This is a genomic window from Deltaproteobacteria bacterium, from assembly GCA_017302835.1.
Classification (GTDB): domain Bacteria; phylum Bdellovibrionota; class Bdellovibrionia; order Bdellovibrionales; family Bdellovibrionaceae; genus UBA2316.
Genome location: JAFLCC010000012.1, coordinates 1 through 26,344 on the forward strand (window position 1 = coordinate 1; position 26,344 = coordinate 26,344).

Annotated in this window: 21 protein-coding genes; 14 read left to right on the top strand and 7 right to left on the bottom strand. The window is 36.9% G+C overall.

The features are described from left to right. Positions 1–352: 352 nt before the first annotated feature. Both J0M15_12760 and J0M15_12765 read right to left on the bottom strand, forming a co-directional pair. Positions 353–1,087 carry a redoxin domain-containing protein gene (locus J0M15_12760; GenBank protein MBN8537918.1) on the bottom strand — a complete coding sequence of 245 codons (735 nt, stop codon included), beginning with the start codon at positions 1,085–1,087 and terminating at the stop codon, positions 353–355. Between the two features lie 15 nt (positions 1,088–1,102). After that, the gene (locus J0M15_12765) at positions 1,103–2,098 is read right to left on the bottom strand and encodes a hypothetical protein (GenBank protein ID MBN8537919.1); all 996 of its coding nucleotides are present in this window, start codon (positions 2,096–2,098) and stop codon (positions 1,103–1,105) included. Positions 2,099–2,190: 92 nt separating this feature from the next. On the opposite strand from J0M15_12765, the gene J0M15_12770 reads away from it, so the two are divergent. Next, entirely contained in the window at positions 2,191–3,855 is a 1,665-nt protein-coding gene (locus J0M15_12770) for an AMP-binding protein (GenBank protein ID MBN8537920.1), read from the top strand. On the opposite strand, the gene J0M15_12775 is transcribed toward J0M15_12770, so the two are convergent. Then, positions 3,852–4,286 carry a high-potential iron-sulfur protein gene (locus tag J0M15_12775; protein MBN8537921.1) on the bottom strand — a complete coding sequence of 145 codons (435 nt, stop codon included), beginning with the start codon at positions 4,284–4,286 and terminating at the stop codon, positions 3,852–3,854. The genes J0M15_12770 and J0M15_12775 overlap by 4 nt on opposite strands. 116 nt (positions 4,287–4,402) lie before the next feature. On the opposite strand from J0M15_12775, the gene J0M15_12780 reads away from it, so the two are divergent. The 5 genes from J0M15_12780 (at position 4,403) to J0M15_12800 (ending at position 8,297) form a co-directional block, all read left to right on the top strand. Then, a complete protein-coding gene (locus J0M15_12780) occupies positions 4,403–5,131 on the top strand; it encodes a methyltransferase domain-containing protein (protein ID MBN8537922.1) in 729 nt (242 codons plus the stop codon). Positions 5,132–5,175: 44 nt separating this feature from the next. Further along, positions 5,176–5,505, top strand: coding sequence for a hypothetical protein (locus tag J0M15_12785; GenBank protein ID MBN8537923.1), 330 nt, complete (start codon positions 5,176–5,178; stop codon positions 5,503–5,505). Between the two features lie 21 nt (positions 5,506–5,526). Then, positions 5,527–6,756 (top strand): DUF2817 domain-containing protein, encoded by a 1,230-nt coding sequence (locus J0M15_12790; protein ID MBN8537924.1) that lies wholly within the window; start codon positions 5,527–5,529, stop codon positions 6,754–6,756. A 129-nt stretch (positions 6,757–6,885) separates the two neighbouring features. Further along, positions 6,886–8,058: a hypothetical protein gene (locus tag J0M15_12795; protein MBN8537925.1), complete on the top strand. Its 1,173-nt coding sequence runs from the start codon at positions 6,886–6,888 to the stop codon at positions 8,056–8,058. Beyond that, positions 8,055–8,297 carry a hypothetical protein gene (locus J0M15_12800; GenBank protein ID MBN8537926.1) on the top strand — a complete coding sequence of 81 codons (243 nt, stop codon included), beginning with the start codon at positions 8,055–8,057 and terminating at the stop codon, positions 8,295–8,297. The genes J0M15_12795 and J0M15_12800 overlap by 4 nt, the downstream gene beginning before the upstream one ends. Before the next feature lie 63 nt (positions 8,298–8,360). On the opposite strand, the gene J0M15_12805 is transcribed toward J0M15_12800, so the two are convergent. Next, positions 8,361–11,588: a DEAD/DEAH box helicase gene (locus J0M15_12805; GenBank protein ID MBN8537927.1), complete on the bottom strand. Its 3,228-nt coding sequence runs from the start codon at positions 11,586–11,588 to the stop codon at positions 8,361–8,363. Positions 11,589–11,868: 280 nt separating this feature from the next. Here J0M15_12805 and J0M15_12810 point away from each other — a divergent pair, with 280 nt between their 5' ends. Next, positions 11,869–12,141 (top strand): Lrp/AsnC ligand binding domain-containing protein, encoded by a 273-nt coding sequence (locus J0M15_12810; protein MBN8537928.1) that lies wholly within the window; start codon positions 11,869–11,871, stop codon positions 12,139–12,141. A gap of 121 nt (positions 12,142–12,262) precedes the next feature. Here J0M15_12810 and J0M15_12815 read toward each other — a convergent pair whose 3' ends face one another. Then, positions 12,263–14,395 carry a vitamin B12-dependent ribonucleotide reductase gene (locus tag J0M15_12815; GenBank protein MBN8537929.1) on the bottom strand — a complete coding sequence of 711 codons (2,133 nt, stop codon included), beginning with the start codon at positions 14,393–14,395 and terminating at the stop codon, positions 12,263–12,265. A gap of 77 nt (positions 14,396–14,472) precedes the next feature. Between J0M15_12815 and J0M15_12820 the strand changes: the two genes are divergently transcribed. The 5 genes from J0M15_12820 (at position 14,473) to J0M15_12840 (ending at position 19,961) form a co-directional block, all read left to right on the top strand. After that, positions 14,473–15,612: a cysteine desulfurase gene (locus J0M15_12820; protein MBN8537930.1), complete on the top strand. Its 1,140-nt coding sequence runs from the start codon at positions 14,473–14,475 to the stop codon at positions 15,610–15,612. A 100-nt stretch (positions 15,613–15,712) separates the two neighbouring features. Next, positions 15,713–16,039, top strand: coding sequence for an iron-sulfur cluster assembly accessory protein (locus J0M15_12825; GenBank protein MBN8537931.1), 327 nt, complete (start codon positions 15,713–15,715; stop codon positions 16,037–16,039). A gap of 8 nt (positions 16,040–16,047) precedes the next feature. Beyond that, positions 16,048–16,959 (top strand): MoxR family ATPase, encoded by a 912-nt coding sequence (locus J0M15_12830; GenBank protein ID MBN8537932.1) that lies wholly within the window; start codon positions 16,048–16,050, stop codon positions 16,957–16,959. Next, positions 16,907–17,932 carry a DUF58 domain-containing protein gene (locus tag J0M15_12835; GenBank protein MBN8537933.1) on the top strand — a complete coding sequence of 342 codons (1,026 nt, stop codon included), beginning with the start codon at positions 16,907–16,909 and terminating at the stop codon, positions 17,930–17,932. The genes J0M15_12830 and J0M15_12835 overlap by 53 nt, the downstream gene beginning before the upstream one ends. After that, positions 17,919–19,961: a DUF3488 domain-containing protein gene (locus tag J0M15_12840; GenBank protein MBN8537934.1), complete on the top strand. Its 2,043-nt coding sequence runs from the start codon at positions 17,919–17,921 to the stop codon at positions 19,959–19,961. The genes J0M15_12835 and J0M15_12840 overlap by 14 nt, the downstream gene beginning before the upstream one ends. A 38-nt stretch (positions 19,962–19,999) precedes the next feature. On the opposite strand, the gene J0M15_12845 is transcribed toward J0M15_12840, so the two are convergent. Continuing rightward, positions 20,000–20,242 (bottom strand): hypothetical protein, encoded by a 243-nt coding sequence (locus tag J0M15_12845; GenBank protein ID MBN8537935.1) that lies wholly within the window; start codon positions 20,240–20,242, stop codon positions 20,000–20,002. A gap of 184 nt (positions 20,243–20,426) precedes the next feature. Here J0M15_12845 and J0M15_12850 point away from each other — a divergent pair, with 184 nt between their 5' ends. Next, entirely contained in the window at positions 20,427–23,336 is a 2,910-nt protein-coding gene (locus J0M15_12850; protein MBN8537936.1) for a hypothetical protein, read from the top strand. 67 nt (positions 23,337–23,403) lie between these two features. Next, on the top strand, positions 23,404–24,969 hold the full coding sequence (locus J0M15_12855; GenBank protein MBN8537937.1) for a glycosyltransferase family 39 protein: 1,566 nt from the start codon (positions 23,404–23,406) through the stop codon (positions 24,967–24,969). 37 nt (positions 24,970–25,006) lie between these two features. On the opposite strand, the gene J0M15_12860 is transcribed toward J0M15_12855, so the two are convergent. Further along, positions 25,007–26,341 (bottom strand): hypothetical protein, encoded by a 1,335-nt coding sequence (locus J0M15_12860; GenBank protein ID MBN8537938.1) that lies wholly within the window; start codon positions 26,339–26,341, stop codon positions 25,007–25,009. Between the last annotated feature and the right edge of the window lie 3 nt (positions 26,342–26,344).

The following is a 26,344-nucleotide window of genomic DNA, read 5'->3' on the forward strand; positions in this document are numbered from 1 at the left end:
TGTTTATACTTTGGAATTAAATTGAAATCTGGACCTGTTAAAACTTAAAGTCTTACTTTAAGTAAAAGTTGAAATTATCTAAACCTAGTTTTCCACATATTTCCCACTAATTTTAGAAAGTTCCCACCCCGTTGTAAAACAAGAACTAACGATGATTATAAATTGAAGTGTGAATAAAAAAACTTTTTTCACCGTAAAGGACCATCGGAAAGTTTCTCTTCAAACTCAAGCTAAGTTTGTTTCAGAATGGGATTTTCTCATCATTATGAATAAAAATTTAACTCATTTATCAAAATGTGTTTCAAAAAAACGAGTCAAAATGAGCATAAACCAAGAGTGTAACTTTGGGTGCTTAGGCTTTAAACTTTATCTGATCAAGAATAAATTTAGCATGTCCAGCCAAGGAGATCTTGCGAAACTCGCCGATAATTTTCTGATTCTCATCAAGAATAAAAGTGCTCCTTTCAATTCCCATATATTTTTTCCCATACATATTTTTTTCTCGGATCACATCAAAAGCATCACATAACTTCCCATCCTCGTCAGCCAGCAGGTCAAAGGGAAAGTTGTACTTACATTTAAATTTCTCGTGGGAAGATACGGAGTCTTTTGAAACACCTAAAATAACTGTATTTTCTTTTTGAAAATCCTTATGAAGACGTGAAAACTCTTGCCCTTCAAGAGTGCAGCCAGGAGTGCTATCCTTGGGATAAAAATATAAGACTACTTTCTTCCCTTTAAGGCTTTCCAATGTGACTTCTTTATTTTCTGAATTTTTTAAAGCAAAAGAGGGACAAAGTTTATTTAACAAAGTTCCCTGGGCAGGAACGACTGTCCTTACTGACTTGGTAGACTCATCTGGCTTTGATTTTTTCGAGGTTTTAACTACATCCGTAGCTATAGGTTTAACTACGGCTTTAGCTGTAGGCTTAGGCTTTGGTTTTGCGATAGCTTTTTGTTTCACTTCGTTTTTTTTAGCAGCTTTCGGTGTCTTTGCAGTTGTTTTTTCTATGGTTTTTTTAGCAGCATTTGGTGCTTTTGTAGATATTTTTTTAGCAGTTTTTTTTGCAGTTTTTTTCTTTGCCATGTGATTTCCTTTTTCTTACCTTGTGTAAGGTGTTTGATTATCCTGTTCCTTTAATTCAATCATATCTGGTTCAGATTGTTTAACTTTTTTTTCATCCTCTCTTGGAGAAATGGGCTCCCCTTCGCTGTTAACTTTTATAGGTAGTTCCGAACTGGAAGGATCCACACTGGGAGGAGCCACGCTATGTGGATTCGCCTGAATCGCCGGAGAAATTGTTTGAGTCGCTTGAGGCTTTGTTTTATCTACCTCATCCGCATCTGGCCTGATTTTTGTTTCCTTAATGGTAATTTTACCACTCACCGGCACCGTGACTGAAAGTTTTGAATAGGGCAACAGGTTTTTCAAAACCTGCCCTTCAAGACTTATTGTTGGCTTGGCATCTTTATCGTAAACAAACTGAGACAACTCGATGACCTCATCCTTTCTGGAAACTTTAAATGAGGAGCATTCCATCCTTTTTAAAAAAAACAAAGGCGTTATTGTCAAATCACAATCAATACGAGGTGCTACCAGAGAGGCACTCAGTCCGATGCTATCAGCATAGTTTTGCCCATAAAAAACGGTTTTAATTTGCAAGGGACCTAAGACACTCACCTGAGCTAACAAATCAGGAGTTCGGTATTTTTGACAGTACTCAAAAACTTGAAAATACTTTTCAAAAACTTTCAGTTCGTAGACGTCGCATTGGTGCCTACTTTTATCTTTTAATTTAATTTTCTGGTATTGATTTTTAGCCCTTAAGACTTTTCCATAAAGTGTTTTGTTAAATAAGGGCCGATCTCCCGTGAGTAACCACACAATTTCTTTCTGAACGTCATCAGCCTCCTGAAAAACATAGGTCCATTTCTTATTCTCAAGAAGCTCTTTGGCCGTCATTATCTTAGAATCCAATTTTGCTGGCTTTGCTCTCTCATCTATTTTAGTTGCCTTAGTTGCCAAAGAAAAAACACCCATTATTAGATAAATTAACAAATAAGAGATGGGAAGGTTCTTTTTTTTATAGACAAACAACTCTAGCACTTTAAAATAGTACCAACAGAATTTGAATAAAAAAAGGAGTATTTGTGATAAGTACAACAAACAAGGATACAACCCTGCCTTCTTTGACTAATGACCCATGGAGAAACCAATACCCCTCAGCCGTCCCAAAGCACATAAACCTTTCTCTGTATAAAAATATTCCCGAGGTCTTTGATGAAGCTGTTTCAAAATACGCCCATAAAAAAGCCTTTAGTAATTTCTCCACTACTTTAACTTATTCTGATTTAGCTAAACATGTTAATCAGTTTGCCTCTTTTCTTCAACATGAACTTAAACTTAAAAAAGGAGATAGGATTGCGATTCAAATGCCGAACGTCTTGCAGTACCCCGTGGTCTTGTTTGCCTCTTTGAAAATAGGTCTTATTGTCGTCAACACCAACCCGCTCTACACGGCCTACGAAATGAAACATCAATTTAAAGATTCCGGAGCCAAAGCCATCGTTATTTTAAAAAATTATGCTCATTTATTAGAGGAAATTATAAAAGACACTTCTATTGAAAGCGTTATCCTGACCGAAATTGGCGATATGCTTTCCTTTCCCAAAAATATCATTCTCAATTTTATCATTAAGTATATTAAAAAAATGGTGCCCTCCTACCACCTTCCTCAATCCTACGATTTTCTTCAAACCCTAGAGATTGGTGCCCTCAACGAAGTGACCCCTACAGATATAAGCCAAGAAGATATTGCCTTTCTTCAATACACGGGGGGCACTACAGGTATTTCTAAAGGTGCGATGCTCACCCACAAGAACATGATTGCGAATATGCTTCAAATTGCCAATTGGATGCTACCAAAACTCAAAAAGGGGGAAGAAATCGCCCTCACCCCTCTACCGATGTATCATATCTTTTCCCTTACGGTGAATTGTCTTTCCTTTATGCGATATGGGGCAGAAAATGTTTTGATTACCAATCCTAAAGATATTCCCTCTTTTATAAAATTAATGCGCTCAAGTCACTTTACCCTTCTATCTGGAGTGAATACCCTGTTCAATGCACTTATGAACCATCCTGGTTTTGAAAAAATTAATTTCTCAAAGCTTAAAATTACTGTCGCAGGAGGAATGGCCTTACAAAATGCTGTTTGTGAAAAATGGCAACGCTTAACAAAATCAAAACTCGTTGAAGGCTACGGCCTGACGGAATCTTCACCCGTGGCCTGCTGCAATCCCATTGACGGAACTGATAGAACCGGAACCATTGGTTTGCCTTTACCAGATACATGGATCAAACTTATTGACGAAGATGGAAATGAAGTTCGTGAAGCGGGAGAGGTCTGTATCAAGGGCCCTCAAGTTATGAAGGGCTATTGGCAAAGGCCCGATGAAACAGATAAAGTTCTGGACAATAATTTCTGGCTTAAAACGGGAGATATCGGAAGTTATGACGAAAAATATTTTATTAAAATTATCGATCGAAAAAAAGATATGATTTTAGTTTCTGGTTTTAATGTCTATCCCAACGAAGTCGAAGACGCCCTAGCCAGCCATCCTGGAATTCTTGAAGTGGCCGCCATTGGGGAACCCAGCGAAACTTCCGGAGAAGTAGTCAAAGTAGTTATTGTCAAAAAGGATCCAAATTTAACAGAGCAAGAAGTGATTGACCATGCTAAGACCAAACTAACTAATTACAAGATACCCAAAATCGTAGAATTTAGATCCGAATTGCCAAAAACCAATATCGGAAAAATTCTACGACGGGCATTGCGATCTAAAAAAGCCTAAGCTTTTTTAGCCCAAGAATTGCAAATTCCTTTGCCGGCAACTAAGGCCTTAGGAAATATAGTGCAAGTCCCAGCTGCTTCGTCTTTTCCATCGATCTTTTTATTCCCTACATTTTTGTAAAAGCTGCAGTTGTCACAGAAACGCTTTTCCCATGGCAAACCCTTGTCGGTTTTCTTATCAGTCTTGGTATCCTTTTCAGCATTTGCATGGCTGTGATGGTAAGCCATCGCTAGAGCCAAATCTTTTCCAGGAACAACTACTGGCCAATCAAGCTGACTTCCACCCGCCGCCGCCGCAGGAGCGTCGCCTCGTCTTTTTTCTTGTCCAAAAGCTGTATTCATCAAAGCAGGTCCAGCAATAAGACTCACCCCGGTAGCCTGGGCAAATAATTTTAAAAAACTTCGTCGTGAATTATTTTGTTTATTTTCCATACCTTGTCCTTTTTTTGTTGTTGTTTCATCGAGTATTCTCTTTCATTTTCAATTGGTTTTCAATAAGATTTTTACTTTTTCTTTACAACACTTTATTCTTCTGGCGAAATGGAAAGATGACAAAAGCCGAAGACTATTGGAACCAATTTTATTCATTTAGCCGTCCTCAGAATGAACTCTTTATCGAATTTTTATCTGAAAAAGAAAATTCTTTTTTAAACTCACAACTCTATCGACTCAAAAAAGGAAAAGCCCTAGATTTAGGCATGGGAAAAGGAACAAACTCCCTTTTCCTGGCTGCTAACGATTTCGAAGTTACAGGAATTGATAGTTCAGAAGTTGCCATTCATAAAACCAAAACACTTTTTGAAAATGCAAACCTCCAAAGAAGCAAAAATCTTAAAGCCGAGTTCTTAAAAACAGATATGGAGTTACACTTATTTGGCATCTTACAATTCGATACGATTGTGATGAATTATTACAAGCCCCAGGTAAGTCGAGTTTATGATGAAATTCAGCGCAGTTTAAAATATGGAGGAACCGTGCTTATCGAATCTTTTTTAATCGACGAAATGAACGAGATCCTTGGACCGGAGGATAGTTATAAGAACATGTTCTTCAAACCCAACGAAGTCTTAAAAGCCTTCAATTCTTTAAGGATTTTATTTTACAACGAAGGGCTCATTGATGGAAAACAACGCGTTCAATGTTTGGCGCAAAAACCTTACGACAAGGATATCGAAAAATATAATCTTTTTAATATGTCTCATTCTAAAGACAAAGGCGAAAACACGCCCCTGTCAGCACAACGAAAACTCGCCGAATCCTTATTCAAAAAGAAATAAATAATGTCAGGGGTTGCACTTAACCCCTGAAGAAATGTAGCCCTATGAAAATAATTATTCATCAACACCTGCTTATGAATCAACAAAGCATTTCGATTTATCCAACAACGTCTTTTCTAAATTTCATCAAACAAAAAACAGGAAAATCTGAGATTCATCTCCATGCATCGAACGTGTACCTCTTTCAAATTCCACCCGAAGGCGAAACACAAATACTTAGTTCTGCTCAGATGAAATTTATCTTAAAAGAAGAATTTTCTCTCTATGAAGAACCCTTTGAATCTCCATTTGATTATTCCGAAAAGGATTTTCATTCTTTTTTCAAAATAGAATGGCATGGTGTAAATTATCATATTGATATTGACAATTTGTAGCTCAGCTCACTCAATAGAGAAATGAAATCTACTTTAATTTACTTCGGAAATCTTTTTTGTTTTATTAGCTTCTTTTCTATTCCCCCATCGATGGCGATCAACTCTCAGTCTTATTTTAAAAATACTTTTGATGAGGCTAAAAATGATTTCTTATCCCGAGCCACCGCTCTCACAAAAAACTCGGGTTACTCCTATAACTCCACTCCAAAATCCAGCGAACTAAATCATCTTGTCTATCGTCATGCTAATGGAAAAGAATATCAAGTCTCCTATTTCTTCCTTCCAGCCAAATCTGAGGATGCCGGTATGGCTAAAAATCTCATCATCCTTCAATCTGGCACCCATGGAGTGGAAGGACACACCGGAAGTGGTGTGCAAAATTTTATAATTGATCTTTTACAAATGAAATCCCTTAAAAAAACAAATTTTTTATTTATCCATGGAATTAACCAATTCGGTTTTGAAACTAATCGAAGGGTCAATTTCAACAATGTCGATTTAAACCGTAACTTTATGCTTGAAAAATCTGTCTTTAACGAAGACAACCCTGGCTACACTCTAGTGGATGACTTCTTAAACCCAACGGAAATATTTGATAGTGGTTTTCTTGCCAAACTCTATTTTTATTTCAATTCCCTAAAGTTAATTATCAACCACTCCAAAGACACCTTAAAAAGAGCTATCCTCAAAGGGCAATCTCACTATTCCAAAGGGATCTACTATTCGGGAAAGGACTACCAACCAGAATTTTTTGCTTTGAATTCAATTTGGGATAAATTTGTTGCCCCCCATGAACGGATTTTATTAATAGATATTCACACAGGATATGGAGAAAGAAACAAACTTCATCTTTTAGCTAACTCTTCTAAATCAAAAAATGCGGATCAATTAAAAAAGATTTTCCACCCCCTCCCGATTGATTTTGGTGATGATAAAGAATTTTATCAAGTCTCCGGAGACATGACGACGTACTTTCAAAAAAAATATGAATCCAATAAAGATATTTACGCCTTGGCCTTTGAATTTGGAACTTTAGACTCACAGAAATTATTAGGCTCCCTTGATTCCCTGTACCGCATGATCTCTGAAAACAAAGGCTTTAATAATGGCTATCAAAATGAAAAAGATAAAAAATATATTCAAAATCTCTTTTCCGAGATGTTTTACCCAAAAGATTTCCAATGGCGGGACGAAGTCCTAAACCAAAGCAAATCCGCCATTGAAAACGCCATTCATTTTTTTGAACTCTAAACATTCAAAGTTCGGAACCCTTTTCTCATATATCCTTTCATCTATGGGTAACTCAAATTGCAGTCTCATTTTTTCGTAAGTCAAAACGACGATTCACATCATTTTCATACATAAACATAAGGAGTCATTATGAAAAAACACACTTGGATTCTGGCTATCGGAATTCATTCATTAGCTTTGGGATTAATTTTATTTCTCACCGGATGTCTGAAGATCACAGATAAAAATGATAAAACAGAAAGTCCTCCTCCCCCCGCACCGGTTGTTGAGACTCATTCCCCCGCCGAACCACCCGTGACCGCCGCCAGTATCCCTCCTCCAGCTCGACCCGCAAATGAAATTAATAAAATCACACCTAAAAAAGAGCTTATCAATGAACCCTTACGAATGTGCGTCAGAAATACCCATTATGTGGGATTAAAAAAATGTGTGCGCGCAGGGAAATGGGTCAAAGTGAGTCTTAGCGCTCAGGATGTGGATAATGACAGAACCGATGTCTTTACAGAACCTGGGGTTTCCGTTCTTAAAGAGAATGTGTACCCTGACACCTTTCGTATTGAGCAAGGAATTCACCAAATTACGAACTACCCAGATCAATTCCGAACAAATGCACCCTATGGCGGAGAAGCACATATTTTTTTCGCAGTTCCAAATCAAATCGATTCTGAAATAAAATTTTCCTACTGGGGTCGAGATGATTCTTTTTCTGACAAAGTCTTTCTTTCTCAAGTGGCCCAACAACCCGTTCGTTATGTGAAAATACAACATTGGAATGACCGTAGAACATTTAAGAAACACGCGAGCCTCCAATTTAGTTTATTGGGCGACTATCAAGAAACAAACTACCGCTACCAATGTTCTTGGATGGAGTCCGATAAGGGTTTAGATTTCACTCAAACTCTTACCAAAGAAGGACTGGCAAATCCAAAGGTTCCTGAATCCATCATTTGGAGAAAGATCACCGAAAGATGCGAATCCTTGCCCAGCTTTTTCCCTGCCGAGAATATGAACTTACTTCCTTTCAGAGACGTTAGCCCTAATCAATTATTTACAACTCATTCATTTAAAAATGATTCAAAAGCAAGAAAACGAATTTATTTAAAAAATAGCGAAAATTACGAAATAGAGGATACCCCTTTTGATTTAGCGAATCCCTTTAAAAAATACGAAATACACCTCAACGGTAGCACTCCCATATTTAAAAATTATCGCAATGAAGAAGTCACGCGTATAGAAGGTATCTACGATGAAGACTTAAAGGACAAAGGCTTTAACCCACAAAAAGAGATTCTGTTGCCATGAATAAACTAAATTTAACAAGCGCCATTTATATCATCCTACTCCATAATGAAATCAATCAGTGGCAAAACCTGAAAACAATACTGAATGAATTAAGAACAAAATTGATTTTGTTAGGCTATGAACTAAACCACATTTCCAATGAATCCCTTTACGACTTGTTACTTACCGCCGTAGAAATGAAAAGTTATTTTAAAGTTAAAATGGTTCAATCAGATCTGTTGTTAGAATCAAAACCTTAAAGAATTTCCCTTAGCGGCCCATCTAGAAATAACTGCTTGTTCTTGCTAGAGGGGCCCAAACCCTTAACTAAATAATTCAGTTAAATCAGCAAGGGAAAGCTCTTTGAGGATTCCCGCATCCGAACTTATCATTTGATTGGCAATATTCTTTTTTCGTTCTTGCAATTTAAGAATTTTTTCTTCTACAGTATTTTTAGCTATCAGTTTGTAAGCAAAAACCTTTTTGGTTTGTCCAATACGGTAACAACGATCGATGGCTTGAGATTCCGCTGCCGGATTCCACCAAGGGTCGATAATAAAAACATAATCAGCTGCCGTGAGATTCAAACCAACCCCACCCGCCTTTAAACTCAGTAAAAATAAGCTCACATCATTGTTGGTTTGAAAATTGTGAACGCGCTCTTCTCTGTCCTTCGTTTGTCCATCTAAATACTCAAATGAAATACTTTTTTCATGCAATTGCTGAGATAACAGCTTGAGTAACGAGGTAAAACTTGAAAAGACTAAAGCTTTATGTCCTTCGTTAATAATAGTTTGTATTTGTTCAATTAATAAATCCAACTTTGAAGAAGAACTTATCACTTTTTTCTTATCGACTAAACCCATATGACAGCAAATTTGTCTTAACCGAAGTAAGGCCCCCAAAATTTCTATTTTGGTATGGTTCACTCCGCCCTCTTTAATCTTGGGATTTAATTTTTGCCAGTAGTAGCTTCTAATTTCATCGTACCTGACTCTTTCATCATCACTGAGCTCGCAATACAAGATTTGTTCTGTTTTTTGTGGGAGGTCCTTCAGAACTTGATCCTTGGTTCTTCTTAAAATAAATGGCGAAAGCGCTCGAGAAATTCGTTTTAAATCCTCATTCTCACTCACTCTCATAAACTTTTGTCCTAAAGAATCTGAAATCAAACCCGGCGTTACGACGGATAAAATGGAAATCAAATCTCCTACGGAATTTTCGATGGGTGTTCCTGTCAAAGCAAAACGTTTGGTCGCCTGAACGAGCTTAGCACTTAGAGTTACCTGGGATTTTGGGTTCTTAATGTTTTGAGCTTCATCCAAAATAAAATTATAAAAGGGGATGTCTTTTAACATTTCAATATCATTTCTTAGGGTATGATAAGTGGTCAAAAAAACATCGTATTTTTTCAAATTTTTTAAATCGTTCTTACGTTCCGGTCCAAAATAAGTGAGGACTTTTAATGAAGGTGTGAATTTTTCTATTTCATTTTTCCAATTAAAAACTAAGCTCTTTGGTGCAACGACCAGATTCAGTTGCGTTGACTGATGTCCTTGCGAAAGCACGGCCAACATTTGAATGGTTTTACCAAGCCCCATATCATCCGCTAAGATGCCACCTAATGAATTTTCACTCAAAATATGAAGCCAAGAAACGCCTTTTTTCTGATAGTCTCTGAGCTCACCTTTAAAATCTGAATTTAGTTTTACCGGTTTTAAAACGGATAACTGCTGAAGTATCTCCTCCATCTTGCTATCGGATTGGATCGCAAACTCTTTATCAATATATGATTTTAGAAATAAAGTTTGAAGGCGGTTCAACCGAATACCATCTTTTTGAATGGCTCCCACTTCAAAATAAGGTCTTAATTTATTCAAAATCTCTTGAGTTAAAAAGGCATTTGACCCATCAGTCAGCTGAACCAAATTTGAATTATTTTTAAGAGCTTTAAGAATTTCAGGCCAATCAACCGTCTGATCACCGACTTTTAAATTAACCTTCAGATCCAACCAATCAACGTGATGATTGACCTTTATGTTGAGCTCCTTGGCTTTTTTAAGCTGACTTTTATTCAGAAATATTTGCCAATCCTGGGCATTTATTTTTTCAATAATTTCTGTCAACTGAGAATTAAAAAATCTAAATTCAGACTTAAAACCCGATTTCTTATTTGGGCTTATCGCGTAAAACTCGTTTAAAAAATGAGTTTCTTTTTCGTGATTTCGTTTAATTCTATTCTTCTGAACCAAATCCAAAATATACTCTTGGTAATTACCATCTACCTGATATTCATTGTACATAAATTGAATTTCTGCCAGCTGAGCTGTCGATTCCTCAGAAACATGAAGTATCACTTTGCATTGGGGCTGAATATCGATCACATCATGAAACTTTAGTTCTGGTGGCAAATGAATATTGGGAGTGTTGGTATAGTTTAACCAGTAGGTATTTAAAAAATCAAAGGCCTCATCTTTGGAGATAATCATTGGTTTTAAACTCAAGGCTTCGAACCACATCCCATATTTCGGAGAATCAAAATAGGCCATAAAATCTTCAAAGAAAATATATCGATCTAAGTATCCTATGACTTCTTTTACGTCTCTGGTCTGATTTTTATCATTCTTAAGTGCTGCGGTTAATTTATAATCCTCTTTATCGAATTCAAATAAATGAAGGTCCAAGTACCAAGTTTCATTCAGCAAAGGATAGGAAGCAATATCCGCAATTTGAAAATCGACATACATTCCTGTTTTGTTCTTTTTTAACCTGTAGAGCTGATCGATCTCGGCAATTCGAGAAAGGATGCTTTCATTCTGATCGGGATTAATTAGAAATTCATTAAAAACAGAGGCCTGGGATTTAGAAAAATAATTTTTTTCGACTCGCCCAATAAGATCCCAAAGAATTTCCTGTTCAGCACGGTTCTCATAAAAAGGTATTTTTTCTTGATTGAGATCGCTTTTTTTAAGTAAGCCGTACTCCCCATTGTATTTTCTTTCCTGAATTCTAAAATGCAGAACCAACTGTCGGTAACTTAAACTCGAAGGGATATCTAGGATGTAAAAGCCTTTTTTCAAAAACTCGTTCTGAGCCGTGCGAAACTCTGAAATTACCTTTTTACTTTGAAAGCTTTCCCTTGCTTTATCTAAAGATCTTTTCCAGTAGGGATCAAAGGAACTCTTACCCTGAGAGGTCTTAACTTCGGGAGCCATTTTTTCTTCTTGGGTTCTTTTGTACTGGAAGGAGTACTGAACTTTAGAAGTGAAGTCTTCTGTTTTTGTGTTTTTTTCTACAGCTAAAAGACTGGCCCAGATATGGGGGCAATTAAATCCTTGTTTAAATTGATTGCAGGTACATTCATAATTTAAATTGTTTTTATCCGTATCAAAATGAAGAACCACATTGTACTTGTGAATCCCATACACCTCTGATCGGATATCCTGGGAATTAATTTCCGTTAGCTTAAATTGCTTTCGAATAAAAAAACTGTAGCCTTTAGATCTTACTGTGGGATCAAACTCTTTAACGACTAATTCAGATATCTTCATCCCTACTGGAATATATAAAAAGACCTTAATAATCAATTGTTTAATTTAAATTGGTTCTTTAGGGCAGAATTAAAAATAAAACTTGTTTGCCTGGTTTTTTTAAGCTATAAGGCCACGGCCCTTAAGACCGCCATTTAAGACCTTTGTCTAACTTACAAAAAAATATTTTGCTGTTTTCAATTTTATCTATCTAATAGAAAGATAAAGGTTCTAATCGTTAGATAAAGATTCTCTTTATAGCCTGTTTTGAAAAAATAATAACTTACAAATGGAGGAAATGATGTGGCAAGCACAAATTTGGGTTAAATGGAACGAAAATGCACCTAAATCTAATGACTGGAGTTGGCTAAAGGATTGGAAGGAAGTTCATACCGCGTGGTCGGTAATGGGCGATTGGGATATGCTCTTAACGATTGATGCTAAAACTCCTGAAGATGTTGAAAAATTTATTTGGACTAAATTACGGCAAAAAAATTGGGTCCAAAGCACGCACACGACTTTAGCCAATCAAGTTTGGAATAATCCTAACTGGAATTGGGAAAAAACCGCTTAAGAAGACAGTCGGACTCAACTCGAAACCGCAGGAGGAAGGCGACTGTGGCTTAGCACAGCCAAGTCGCAGAACCCACACCAACGGGGACTAAGAGCTGAGTCTTAGATGTACCCCCTATGTCTTAACCACAAGATAGACTGGTTCCACAGTTTTTGCACAGATAGCAGCCACTAAGCAATTCAGTTTGCTTACCACACTCGGGGCACACTGGTGATAGCGACAAGGGTTGGACGACTTTACTTTTGTCACGATAAACCGCAATCGATTTCAACCCTAATTTCCATGCCTTAAAATAAACCTCAGAAAGTTCGACTTTTGTTGCCTGGCTATTTAAATTAACTGTTTTAGAAATAGCACCACTGATAAAAGGTTGCACACTGCTCAGCATTTTTAAATGGGCCATGGCAGGCAAACAGTTGTTTCCTAGGGCCGTTTGAAAAACTTTATAGTGACTCTCTGATTTTAAAAAATTACTTTTTAGTTCGCCATTTTCCATTACTTGTTGTTGAATCCTATTTCTTTCCCATTCCTCATAGCCAAGTGTTTTTAAGGCTTCTAAAAAAGAACGACTTATAAATCTAAGTTCTTTTTTCAGAGAGACCACTTTTTTAAAACGAATAAAGGAAAACTCGGGTTCAATCCCTGTCGTCTCGCAATCCATTAAAAAAGCAATCGTTCCTGTTGGTGCTATCACCGACGCTTGTGCATTGCGAAGACCATATTTTTTGGCATTGGCAATAACTCGCGCCCATATTTCACCAGATTCCTTCAATAAGCATGACAGAGACTTTTCTTGATCTATTTTTTCGAGACTTCTCTGGTGCTTTTTTAAAACTTCCAAAAAAGACTTTTTATTTTTCTTAAATTCTTTGAAGGCTCCCTTTTTTTTTGCAAACAAGCTACTTTGCTCATAAGCATATCCTGTTAAAATTGATGAAATGCTTGCCGCCCAAGCTCTAGCTGAATCTGAATCATAGGGTAATCCCAATTTTAATAAAAAGGAACCCAGATTAGCAAAGCCAATCCCCAGAGGTCTAAAGTTTTTAGAATTGGCTTCTAATCTTAGCGATGGATAACTTGAAAAATCGACAAGTAACTCTTGGGAAAAAAAAATGACTTTGATGGTGTGTAAAAAATCATGTATCAAAAATTCATTTTTATCATTTAAAAATTTTAATAAATTAAGTGATGCCAGGTTACAACTAGAATCATTTAAAAACATAAATTCGGAACAGGGGTTTGAGGCTTTTATTTCTCCCGATTTTTTACAGGTATGCCATTTATTGATGGTATCATGAAACTGCAATCCTGGATCAGCACAATCATAGGCTGCATCCACGATTTTATTCCACAAATCAAGGGCCCGAATTTTTTTATAGATTTTACCATTCGTTCTATACTTGAGTGGCCAATAAAGATTCTTCGTCACAGATCTCATGAACCGATCCGTTACTCTTACTGAATTGTTGGCGTTTTGCCCCTTCAAAGAAGAAGTCACCTCTCCTTCAAGACCGAGAGAAAAACCAGCTTTTTCTAAAACCCTGGCTTTTTTTTCTTCCTTACTTTTTAATTCAATAAAATCTTCAATTTCTGGATGGTCGGCATCCACAATCACCATTTTAGCAGCTCTTCTGGTAGTTCCTCCAGATTTGATGGCTCCAGCAGCACGGTCAAATACTTCTAAAAAAGAAAGCAATCCCGAGGACTTCCCCCCCTGGTCCAAATCTTCATACTTGCTTCTTAAGACAGAAAAATTACTCCCAGTTCCTGATCCAAATTTAAAAACTTTAGATTCTCGAGTTAGTAAATCATAAATCCCTTCTAAAGAATCCTCTAGACTTTGAATGAAACAGGCCGAGCTTTGAGGCTTTTCATAGATTCCTAAATTAAACCAGACCGGGCTATTAAAGGCCGCCCGTTGAGAATACAAGATATATTTAAGTTCATTCATGAAGGCATTTGACTCAGATGTTGAGAGGTACTTTTGTTTAACAGCCTCCTTTTCAAGAGTGCCCGCCACCCGACTTATCAGCTGTTTTAATGATTTTTCCTTCTTGCTATTTTTGAAATACTTACTGGCGGTAATATCAATGGCTAATTGGCTCCATTCTTCAGGAAATTCTAAATCTCCTTTTTTAAAGTAAGTTTCACCCTGATTATTTTCAAGAAGGCACTTTCTTTTTTTCCACTTAAAAAAAAGTTCCGCTGTTTTATTTTTTGTAAAATAACTGTCAATAAAGAAATCCTGTGTCATAATCACCCATTCTTTTTCTTTTAAATTCTAAGTTAAGCTTCTATAATGAACAAGCAAGAATAAAGGATACCTAACGTATGATCTATTTGGATTACAATTCATCAACCCCCGTTGACCCTGCCGTATTAAAGGAAATGACTCCCTATTTTATGGAGAACTTCGGAAACCCCTCTAGTCAGGGTCATACTTGGGGCTGGACCGCTGAGAATGCCGTTCAAAAATCCAGAAAACAAATTGCAAACTTGCTTCACTGCGATCCAAAAGAAATCTTTTTCACTTCAGGAGCTACGGAATCTAATAATTGGGTCCTATTTGGACTCTTTCATCAATTTCATAAATTGAATCAAAAGATTCATATCATTTCCTCGCCGATTGAACATAATTCTGTGGTCAACACTTTGAATTACCTGAAACAGTTCGGAGTTGAAGTGGACTGGCTGACGCCCAACCGCTTTGGTCTCATCCATCCACAGGAAATTAAACAAAAAATAAAACCACATACTAAATTAATTTCCTTAATGTGGGTCAACAATGAAATTGGATCCATAAATCCCATGGAGGAAATAGGAGACCTGGCAAAAGAACATCAAATTTATTTTCATACCGATGGCACCCAGGCTGTTGGAAAAATTAAAATTAATTTGCATCATGACAAGATAGATCTGTTATCTTTGTCAGGACACAAGATTTATGGCCCCAAAGGAATTGGTGTTTTGTACAAACGGAAAAGCCTTCCCCATGTTCAGCTGGACCCTTTGCTTCTGGGGGGAGGGCAAGAGAATGGTGAACGATCAGGAACCTTAAATGTTCCTGGCATTGTAGGCATTGGCCAGGCGTGCGCCCTCATCAATGAAAACCTAGAAGGAGAAATTCAACATCAGAGACAGCTATCAAAGCAGTTCTATTCCCAAATTCAAAACCTCTATCCTGAAGTCCAACTTAATGGCCCACAAGACTTTGCACAAAGAAGCCCTATGAATTTATCTCTGACCTTCCCAGAGTATCTTGGAACGGATCTCAGTAGCCGGTTGGTGGGTCTGGGTGTTTCTTCAGGATCAGCATGTAGTACGGGAAAAATAGCGTCAAGTCATGTTTTAAAAGGCATAGGTTTAAGCCCCATGGAAGCTGCCAGAACGCTGAGAATCAGCATCGGAAGGATGACAACGACCGAGGATTTGGCTCAAGCCATATCTATATTCAAAACACTTAAAAGCTAAGCGTAACCCCCCTACATAAAAGTAAACTTTAAATAGATTTATGATGGAATGTATTATATACTAACGGAAGAGTATGTTTAAAAAGTCTTGTGAGGAGTTTATGATTCAGATTACAGAAACAGCTGCAAAAAAAATTCAAAACTTAAAGTTAGAAGAGAATCAGCCAGAAAGTTCTTTACTGAGAGTTGAAGTTAAAAAAGGTGGTTGCTCTGGACTATCTTATAAAATGAATTTTGATTCTTCAGTTAAGCCTGATGATAAAACTTTTGAATCCTTCGGGGCCAAGGTCGTGGTAGATAAAGAGAGTTTCCTTTATCTTGTAGGCATGGTTATGGATTATTCAGGTGGACTCAATGGCAAGGGGTTTGTATTTAATAATCCAAATGCCACAAAAAGTTGTGGATGCGGTTCAAGTTTTAATGTTTAATAGATTTAATGAAACCCATCGTTCAGTCTCTTATAGAAAAAGCTAGCACTGTCATCTATGATAAATCAGAAGAAATTCTTTTGTGTTTAACCTGTATTCTTTCCGAAGGACATCTTCTAATTGAAGACGTCCCCGGAGTTGGAAAAACGACGCTGGTTCATACAATTGCCAAACTTTTAGATTTTCAATTTTCAAGAATTCAGTTTACTAATGATCTTTTGCCTTCTGATATTATCGGCAATGTGATTTTTGATCAGGAAAAAAAAGAATTTAAATTCTTCGAAGGACCTTTGTTTGCTAATCTGGTTCTTGCTGACGAATTAAATAGGGCGAATCCACGAACTCAGAGCGCCCTCTTACAAGCCATGGAAGAATTTCAAGTTTCCCAGGACAAAAAAACCTATAACTTACCCATTCCTTTTATTCTCATTGCCACTCAAAATCCAAAAACTCAGATTGGCACTTTTCAGCTTCCAGAAAGTCAATTAGATCGTTTTTTAATGTCCCTAGAACTTAATTTTGCGGACAAAGAATCAGAATTAAAAATTTTCCAGGGAAAAGATTCTCGGAAATATATTAAAGAGCTCACTCCGCTTTTGAAGAGCCAGGATCTTATTCTTCACCAACAAGAATGCCAGAAGGTCTATCTTTCTCCCCTAATTGCAGAGTATATTTATAGTCTTGTGCATTTCACTCGAAATAATTCTCTTTATTCCCCCTTATCTACACGAGCTGGATTGGCATTAGCCAAAGCTTCCAAATCCTATGCTTACATCCAAAATAGAGAATTTGTTTTGCCTGAAGACGTGCAAAAAATCGCCCCATCTGTTCTTGGTCACCGATTAGGTCTTAGCGAGGGAGTTAAACTTGGTAAAAAAATGGTTTCAGAAATTATCAGTCAAACTCAAATCCCGGTTTGAAAATAAATTAAGAGAACAGAAAAAACCCTATATTGTCCCTTCCAAATTTGGTATCTATTTTGGTTCTGGGATACTTGTAATCATCTTGCTAGCTTTCACTTATGCCAACCAACTTCTTTATCTTATTGCTTTTTTTTATTCCAGTTTTTTGTTCATCGTTATGCATCTTACAAATAACAATATGAAACACCTCAAAATAGATTCTTTTTTTATTCCTTCTTTCTTTCGAGATCAGAAAGGGAAAATTTCTATAACTATAAAAAACGAACATTTAAAATACAATTCAAGATTTGTTTATCTTTCGATTCAACAGTTCAAAATAAAAAAAGAAATTTTACTCATTAAGCCTATGGAAACAATTTCACTTTTTATTGATTTTGAGGCGGAACAAAGGGGCCTATTTCCTTACCCTCAAGTGAATTTAGGAACTACTTTTCCCTTTGGAATATTTTACAGCTGGAAAAGAATAGGTCGAAAATTAAATTATTTTGTTTATCCGTTTCGTGATGGCAATAAAGACTTACCCTACTCCGATTTCAATGAATCAAAAGACCCAAGTATAATAAACAAAATTGCTGAATCATCTCTTGAAGGTGATTTTACCATGCATAAAGATTACACTCAACATGATAGCTTTAAAAGAATTGACTGGAAAGTTTTTGCAAGAAAGAACAAGCTGTATGTCAAAGTTTACGACAAGGAAAGTCGTCAAATTCTTTTCATCAATTTCGAAGAACATCTGCGTGATCTTGATCCCTCTTCCTTTGAAAAAAAGATCAGTCAACTTACAAAATGGATTTCCATTTCACTGAAAAATAGTATCCCTTGTTTTATTAAATTCACACATAAGAATATAGAGCTCTTACAGACTCCTAAAGATTACGAAAATATATTTCAAGTATTGGCCTTAGAAAAACATGATTCCAAAATACATGGTTCTAGGAGAAAAGAAGCCGCACATGTCTCTCTCTAAAATTGTCGACTCTTACTCATGGCTTACCTTTTCTATCGCGCTGAGTTCTTTAGCCTTGGTTCCAGATATTCCTGTTTGGATCACTGCCGCGTCCGCCTTTTTTTGGTGTTGGAAACTAATGATTTTTTCTTTTAAATTGGCGAGCCCTTCAAAAATAACTACGGGGTTCTTTTCTTTTCTTTTTTTCGTCTTGATCTATTTAGAATTTAAAACCTATCTGGGAAAAGAATCAGCAACGAGTTATATTGTTATTCTCGCCAGCTTAAAACTTCTTGAATTCACTGAAGAAAAAGAAAAAGATTTCATTATCCTTCTGGGATTTTTCTTAACCTCAGCTAAATTTCTTTTTTCCTATGATCTTTTATTTTTGTTTATTTCCGTACCCATTTATATAATTCTTACTTTAAACCTCTTACCCAGCCGGTGGATCAAGGAAAATAAAATTCTAGCCGTAAAATATCTTTTTAAAATTTTTCTTCTCGCGGCCCCCTTAAGTTTGTTGTTGTTTTTTTTATTTCCAAGAATTACAAAAACTTTAACATCCATAAACATCAACTCCAAAGAGGGTGTCTCCGGTTTTTCTGATGCTATCTCTCCGGGTTCCATCTCGGAACTAAGCCTTAGCAATGAAATTGCTTTCAGGCTAGAGATCTATCACAACAAATACTTCACTAATAAAAATCTATATCTCAAGGGCCTCGTTTTAGAAAAGAACTCCTCATCCATGAACTGGGGAGTCCATAACAAACACTTCCAGCTAACCCCAGCAACTCCCGTTCTTGAAATGGATTATAAACTGATTTTAGAACCCTCACAGCAAATGAACCTATTTGCTCTCCCAAGCACGAATAGTCTGTTTTCTGAGGCTCATAAAGTCTATTATGATCATAATAAAATCTACCGTACCGACAGTATGATTGAAAAACGAATTTCTATTCGAGGATCTATTGGTGTCACCAATGATAAAGTCTCTGAAGAATCCAAGAACCTCAATCTAGAACTCTTGCCCGTCAAAAATGAAATAGAGCCGAGGAAGGATTTCTCTCAAAATCATGAAAAATTCAAAAAATTAATAAGCGAGCTTAAATCCAAATCAAATAGCAGCAACGATATCAACTCTCATATTTTAAACTTTTTTAAAAATGGTGGATTTCAATATACTCTTTCTCCGGGAATCGACAAAAACCTATCCTTAGAAACTTTTTTATTCAAAACCAAAAAAGGGTACTGTGAGCACTTTGCTGCGGCCCATGCTGCCTTGTTAAGACACTCTGGAGTTCCCGCAAGAGTCGTGGTTGGTTACCAAGGTGGTGAGTATAATTCGCTTGGTGAATTTTGGACCATCCGACAAAAAGACGCCCATGCTTGGGTTGAGTATTTGAACGAATCTTTTTTTTGGGTCTTAACAGACCCCATCGGCATCATCGCACCCAACCGTATCGAGCTCGGCGGGCAACTCTTTTCAAGTTATATTTCTGATAATTTAACAGTTCAAGAAATTCAAAACAAAATGAATTCAAAGGATTTTATAAATAAAACTCTGATGTGGTTTGAGAATTTAAATTATCAATGGAATGCTTTTTTAATAGATTTTGACTTTGACAAACAGAAACTGCTTTTAAAAGAACTCAATTTAACAACAGGTTCGGCGATCTTACTTTTATTGTTTGTCTTGATTGGCTTATCTTTTATCAATAAAATTTTAGGCCGCTCTCCCTTACCAAAGCCCTACTCCTTTTTGTCTTTTAATAAAATTAATGAATGGGCCGAATCCTATCACTTAGGAAAACGAGATCAGGAGGGCCCTCTAGATTGGAAAGAAAGAATCTTAGAACATTTTAAAACTTCTTCTAACTCTTCTAGTTCTTCTAAAAAAATCGATCCATCACTTTTTTTTCAGTCTATTGATGAAATCTTCGACCTTTGGATTCAAATTTCTTATGCTTCCGCAGAAACTCCAGCTCATCTTAAATCCAAATACGTCACGCTTCTTAAAAAAATAAAATTGCTGAAAAAGAGAACACAGTGAGGGGCCATCCAGAAAATGGCTGACCACCAAGTGCATGGTCAAAAAGGTTCATTGCAAGAAAATTCAACTCTGGATTGAAAAGGCCGTCTCGTTTCCAATTCACATTTTTTAAAATAAAATTGTTTCTGCTGAAACTCTCGCACAGGCATTCCATTATCAATGGAAAATACATCTCCTAAATAGCCGGCAGGATGAGCTTTCGAAACCTCCTTTGGCTCTGTGGAACACCCGCAGGCCATCAAACATCCTCCAAAAATTAAAGCATAGAAAAGCAATTTCATAACACTCCTATCAAACCCCTATCACAAAATAGGTTACCAGTTGTCTAAAAATAATACAGTTAAGACTTATAAGTCCTTTTAATTACTGAAGGACTTTGGCCTAAAGATTGTAACTCCTCTTCTTTAAGTTGAACCAATCAAGACCAAGGAACTGTTAAAAACAAATGTAGGGATAGGTATAGGAATGAGAAATATTACTTTAGTGCATATTTTACTCTTATTTACTTTTTTAACATTTCTATTCAATCAAGAACAAGCTTTTGGACAAGGATATGGACAACAGAGTATTGAAAACTCCAAACCCTATTTGTTTACGGGCCCCTGCTCCTCGCAAGGCGCTTGGACTCAGGATGCCCTAACTCAGACAAATCGATTAAGAGAAATTACGATCCAGCTCAGAGATGATCCAAATTGCAAGGCTCTTGGGGAATCTTTGGATCGCTCGTTTGTACAAATCCAAGGTGACTTAGATAATATGCACAAAGGCCTAAATGGCAACGACGTGAACGCCACTTACTTGAGAAAAGAAATCCAAGCGCTGAGAGAGGCGGACCTTAATAATCCTAACTTGCAATCCATTATTTATTCCAATATGCTGACAAAATTATTTAAATTCGCTTTGATTAAATCGGGCACCAATGAATTTAATTCTGCAAATCCTTCCCAGTTAACAGATCAACAACGTTCCGAGCTTATTTCAAGCTTTGGTGATAGAATGAATCGAGTTGCCAGTCGTGGATTTGCGATTTTTAATCAAGTGATCGATTCCTTGCCGGCAAATCAAGCTTGTCTTATGAAATCAAACGCTACAGGACAACTCCTTTCTGCCTCGGTGAGCATGCTTGGAGCCTTGGCCTCTTCGGGCGAAGATGCCCTTGGAAATCAAACAGCGACTTCCATTGCCAAACTTTCTTCGGTGATGAGGAGTTTAGATTTTGCTGGAGTTCTTAAAAAGCTCAATCAACAAGAGTTTATGGCTTCTATTCAATGCATTATGGAAACCACTTCGGATTCTTTTTGCTCGGCCAGAGACAGTCGAATTCTCTATACACAAATGAAAGAGCAACAAGGAATAAGAAAAGCAACTATTCAAGAACAAAAAAACTCACCCGTTCCGTCGCAAATAAAGTTTGAAAATCCTCTCTATGGCTTTTACGTTCTCACCCATTTCTCACCCCTTATTACGGATTGGCTCTTTCGAATCCAGATTGGTTCTAATCCAAAAGTCCAAGAGGATGGAGAGTACAAGATTAGAATCCTGCGAGACATGCAAGGTTTTCTTGAAACGACTGTAAGAATTCAGAGTGCCATCACAACCGCAATAGATGTTATCAAAGGCATTCCCGAATTAGAACCAAAAAAAACCTACGCTTTGGATCTTATTTTTAATATCACCGCGCTGTTATTGCCAGACAATGGGCCGATGGGCGGTGGCAATCGTGAAAATTTCTTTAGAAAGGCAGGCTCTCCAGTAGAAATCCCTTTTAGACTTATTGGAATGGATGTTCCAGAGCAAGTACGACTAGGTGGTGACATGCAGTCACCCAGAACTTGGTTTAATAATAATTATAAATCGATACCGCTTTTTAATAGTCCAGACCGTATACCGGATATTATTAATGCTAACTTGTCTGGCCTTATGGATTCGGCGAATTCATTTGCAATCAATTATTATAATGAAAGATTTGTCGCTGACCCTATCGGTTTGGTTGGAGAATCCTATGTGGGGATGCCTTACAGCACTTTAAATGCTTTGCAAAATATAGATAAATACTTAGAAATTTTATCCAACAAATTAATGAATCAGCAGAATATCGAAAAATCTCTTCTTGGAATGATTGACGACACCAGGATGAGATTAGGAAAGATATTTTATCGCTATAACGACTTAACTGATTTTGTAGAACAAAATAAAAATATCAGCGAAACCAATTTTACTCCAGAGATAGAACAAGCTTATAAAATAACGTTTTTAAAAAAGAATGTTGATTTAATATCAGAAATTTATACCCAATTTAATATTCTTCAAGCTAAGTCAGGATTGTTAGCAAAACGATTGATAACACTGGTTCAATGGGATTTTCAAAATTATCTAAAAAATTCAATTAATGAAAGCACCGAAGCCAAAGATTTACTCTATAAAGAAATTGCCTATGCTTCAGGGAAAATGCTTTATGATCGATTACAACAAATGGCTGGCAGCAATCCCACCTTATTTAATCTGGATTTAGATAGCGCCCTAAGAATTTACAAAGAAAATCTAGCGGCCCAGGAAATGCTTTTGTCTGGCTCCTTTATTAGCATCCTAGCTCAATTGAAACTTTCCGCCAACAAACCCTATTTTGATTCAAGAACAGTGACTCTGGATTCAGTGAAACGAGCCTGGAAAGATGGTTGGAAAAAGACCTACAATGATGATCGAGGCGCTGTAACCAGGTTCCTGAGCGGATTTTGGAACTCACTAAAACTTCTTCCAAATCCACTGACGACAGAGCATGATTACAAGTACCCAGTTAATTTTAGCACGTTTCTGGGAATGAAAGATGATACGATTTACTCCGTTGATGATGAGTTTCATTCCGCTCGGAATTTATTCAATCGTATGTGTGTTCAAGGACTCACTTTTGTTAGTAGAGAGAATATGAGATCCGTGTATAATTTATGCAAGAATGTCATTCTTAGGTCCCCCTTCGACATCAATGAAGTTCCAGGGGAGTTAAAGGGTTCCTACAATGATTACCTGTCTATCAATTTTGCAAAAAAATTATCTGAAGGCTACAAGGAGGATTACCGATTGAATCAGTCCAACAGAATCTGTGCTTTTCGGGACTATAATCGAAGAAATTTAGTTGTGAATCTAACAGTGAATCTAAATGCCGCCTCACGCCCAGAAAACAATTACTCAGCCAATGCCTCTGTCGACTATTCTAAATTCAAACCTGATCCTAAATTAGCTCCGGCAAATCCTCCAACTGGGGAAAAGCCTATTTATGCAGAAACAGTCTCTGGTCAAACACCAGATTCAAGGTCAGAAGCTCGAACTTCTGGTCAAACCGAAGGTAAGAAAGCAGAGGCAATTCCTGCAGAAGAATAATCAAACTGATGATACAGTTCATAACAAAGTAGACAGTAGGAATTTATTTTGTTAGCTTCCTTGGCAAATGTTTAGTTACTCTGTTTTATTTTGTATTATATTTATTTTTAGAATTATTTTCGCTCTCAACGTCAATCTTATTGATGATGAGGCTTATCATTGGTCATGGTCTAAAAATCAAATGCTTTCCTACTACGACCACCCTGGAATGATCTCTTGGCTCAACTGGTTATCTACTTCACTTTTGGGCGATACGATATTTGCGATACGACTTCCCTCTTTTATCTTTTACTCCTTGAGTTTAGTCATGCTTTGGAAATTGGCTAAGGAATTATTCGACGAGAAAGTCGCTTTTTTTGTTTGTATGCTGATGCTTTGGACTCCCTTCTGGGGATTTGGTGGCTATGTCAATTCACCCGAACCTGTTTTTATTTTTTTCTGGCTTTTAGGGGCCTGGGTTTTTTGGCAATCCATCCGACCCGATGAAAAAAAATGGTCCTTAAAAAAAACTTGGATTCTTCTGGGGTTGATCATGGGTTTGGGACTGAATTCTAAATTTATTATGGCCATGTTGGCCTTTGGATTTGGAGCCTTCCTATTGTTTTCTAAGAACCATAGAAAGCATTTGCTTTCAAAATGGCCATGGCTGGGATTTTTACTTGCAACGCTTATTTGTATTCCCATCTTTCTTTGGAATATCGAGTTCGACTGGCCAGGCTTTAAATATCAATTTCACGGAAGACATACCGGAGAGGCCCTTTCCTTGGCTCGGTGGCTCACTTGGTTTTCTACTCAATTTTTATTTTACACTCCACCTGTTTACCTACTGATGTTGGTTTCCCTCATTTATTCATTTTTTCATTTAAAAGATCTACGTATTCGTTTTTTATTTTTTCTAGCTCTTCCTAGTTACCTGGTGTTCTACACGCAGCCACTCTTTGCTGATTACAAACCCCATTGGTCTGGCCCTGCCTCCTTTTTTGTCTGCATTCTCGCGGCTCATCTTTATTATACTGGCTGGCTTTATACTGGTTGGCGCAGGAGTTTCAGTAAGTATAAATCCAGCGAGTTTAAAAAAGATAAATGGATTCTCAAACCTGTAAATAAAAAATGGAAACTCAGCTTTTTGGTGTTTCTAATTCCCTTAAATTTATTTATTTATACTCCATTTGTTTACCCTATTTATCCCAAAATTTATAGAGCTCTGACGACCTCGCCGTGGAATCCACGCCATGATCTATCCAATGAGTTTTTTGGATGGGAAGAAGCTGGTCAATATTTTTTAAAACGTCAGAGAGAGCTCCATTCAGAAACAGGAGCCAAACCTTTTCTTTCTGCTATCAGATACGAAACAACGGCCCAAAGTATTTGGGGAACAAAGGAAAATGTTCTGATGCTTAATAAATTTGTCAGTCATTATACCGTGACTCAAAATAAATGGCACTTGCTTGAAAAATACACGGGATCAAGCACTCTGATTCTTACGACTGATAAGTACCCAGATAATCCCATGGAGTTTGCTAAATTTGACTCTTGCACTTCTGAAGAATTTAAATTTTACCGAGTCGATGAGCACTCTCGAACTTTTTATTTTTGGTTTTGCAAAAATTTTCAAGGAATTAAATATAATTAGGGCCCTAAAGGCCCTAAGACTCGCCTTTGGACTTTTTTTAGAGCGAGAACTTTGCGCCTATAAAAAAAGTGGCATTTTCAGAAAGCCGAAATTCACTATTTCTTTTTCCATCCGTAGCCGAAAGCTCGACATAATAATTAAAAAAGTTATTCAACGGAGATTCCCAATTCAATTCGAAGGTTCCTGAGTTATCCAAAAAACTTTTTAAATATCGCAAAAATAAAGTTGCTTGTTTTTGCGACCCTAAATCTGGTAACCGGTAACTCAAGTAAAGATAATTTTGGGTATACAATTCCAATCCGGGCCTTAAGGCCAAAGAAAGATTATTCAGGTAGAACACTTGAGTTGGCCCCAATGATTTTCCTAAATTTTCTATTTCATTTTGATCATATCCAGCGGTATTCATTAAGTACTCAACGCGAAGGTCTCCCCTGGATTCCACACGAAATCCAATCACAGCTAAATGTTGGGCTTCTTTTCTTTTCAGTGGATTTTCTTGCAAACTAAATTGTCCAGGAATAATTTCTTTGGGGTAATAGGCAATGGACCCATCGCTTTGTTTAAAATCGGCATAGAATGAATACGCATCCTTGTAAAAGAAATTAAAGTACCCTCCCCAAAAATTCCTATTTCTTTCTTCAATCCCATAGGTGAGACCAAAATAAGTATTGGAGTCATTTTTACGCCGAGACTCCCATTTAATTAAAGTTTTCTTTTCAAAATTTTGATTGGCAATCCAGTAGGGTTCTCTGTTGCTTTCAGGTTCATGTATCAGAATCAAACTATGATTTCCAAAAAGAGTTAAGTTGGATCTTACTAGGACTTTACCCTTCGCACGATAGAACACTGATTTCTGATCATTTTCAAAATGAAAAAGAATATTGGAAGGACTTAACGACTCTGCAGGCCCCCATTGGAAGTTTTGAAGTCCCATTGTGAAAGCTAAAAAAGAGCTCGCATCATAATCTAAAAAGGCTTCGTTAACATCCCATTTTCCCTCACTCTTATTTATTTTTTTATCTGAAGTTTGGTAATAAACTTCTGAACTGGTGCCTAGAAATCTTGGTCTGAGAACAAATCTAAAATCATTTTTATAATTAAGTTTTAAATCTCCACGAATATCTGTTCTTGCCAGACCCCTTGGGGTGCTAAAAACTTGATTGTCTGGATTGACATCAGATTCGGCAACTTCACGAAGTAACAAGCCATTGATCCATTCCAGGGCCCAGCGAGAACTCCAGGGACTCCTCATTTCAGAGGGAGGTTTTTTAGGAAATCCTTTTTTAGGTGCTCCGACAGAGATTGTATGACTAAAACAAAAAACTAAAAAAATGACGAGGTATTTGAAAAATCTTAATCGAGGCCATTTCAAACA

Excerpts from the sequence above, each read along its gene's own strand:
- J0M15_12840 (MBN8537934.1), top strand. The coding sequence starts at position 17,919 with ATGTCTCTCTCTAAAATTGTCGACTCTTACTCATGGCTTACCTTTTCT.
- J0M15_12780 (MBN8537922.1), top strand. The coding sequence starts at position 4,403 with ATGACAAAAGCCGAAGACTATTGGAACCAATTTTATTCATTTAGCCGT.
- J0M15_12785 (MBN8537923.1), top strand. The coding sequence starts at position 5,176 with ATGAAAATAATTATTCATCAACACCTGCTTATGAATCAACAAAGCATT.
- J0M15_12815 (MBN8537929.1), bottom strand. The coding sequence starts at position 14,395 with ATGACACAGGATTTCTTTATTGACAGTTATTTTACAAAAAATAAAACA.
- J0M15_12855 (MBN8537937.1), top strand. The coding sequence starts at position 23,404 with ATGTTTAGTTACTCTGTTTTATTTTGTATTATATTTATTTTTAGAATT.
- J0M15_12775 (MBN8537921.1), bottom strand. The coding sequence starts at position 4,286 with ATGGAAAATAAACAAAATAATTCACGACGAAGTTTTTTAAAATTATTT.
- J0M15_12805 (MBN8537927.1), bottom strand. The coding sequence starts at position 11,588 with ATGAAGATATCTGAATTAGTCGTTAAAGAGTTTGATCCCACAGTAAGA.
- J0M15_12830 (MBN8537932.1), top strand. The coding sequence starts at position 16,048 with ATGAAACCCATCGTTCAGTCTCTTATAGAAAAAGCTAGCACTGTCATC.
- J0M15_12820 (MBN8537930.1), top strand. The coding sequence starts at position 14,473 with ATGATCTATTTGGATTACAATTCATCAACCCCCGTTGACCCTGCCGTA.
- J0M15_12800 (MBN8537926.1), top strand. The coding sequence starts at position 8,055 with ATGAATAAACTAAATTTAACAAGCGCCATTTATATCATCCTACTCCAT.
- J0M15_12845 (MBN8537935.1), bottom strand. The coding sequence starts at position 20,242 with ATGAAATTGCTTTTCTATGCTTTAATTTTTGGAGGATGTTTGATGGCC.
- J0M15_12825 (MBN8537931.1), top strand. The coding sequence starts at position 15,713 with ATGATTCAGATTACAGAAACAGCTGCAAAAAAAATTCAAAACTTAAAG.
- J0M15_12810 (MBN8537928.1), top strand. The coding sequence starts at position 11,869 with ATGTGGCAAGCACAAATTTGGGTTAAATGGAACGAAAATGCACCTAAA.
- J0M15_12795 (MBN8537925.1), top strand. The coding sequence starts at position 6,886 with ATGAAAAAACACACTTGGATTCTGGCTATCGGAATTCATTCATTAGCT.
- J0M15_12850 (MBN8537936.1), top strand. The coding sequence starts at position 20,427 with ATGAGAAATATTACTTTAGTGCATATTTTACTCTTATTTACTTTTTTA.
- J0M15_12760 (MBN8537918.1), bottom strand. The coding sequence starts at position 1,087 with ATGGCAAAGAAAAAAACTGCAAAAAAAACTGCTAAAAAAATATCTACA.
- J0M15_12790 (MBN8537924.1), top strand. The coding sequence starts at position 5,527 with ATGAAATCTACTTTAATTTACTTCGGAAATCTTTTTTGTTTTATTAGC.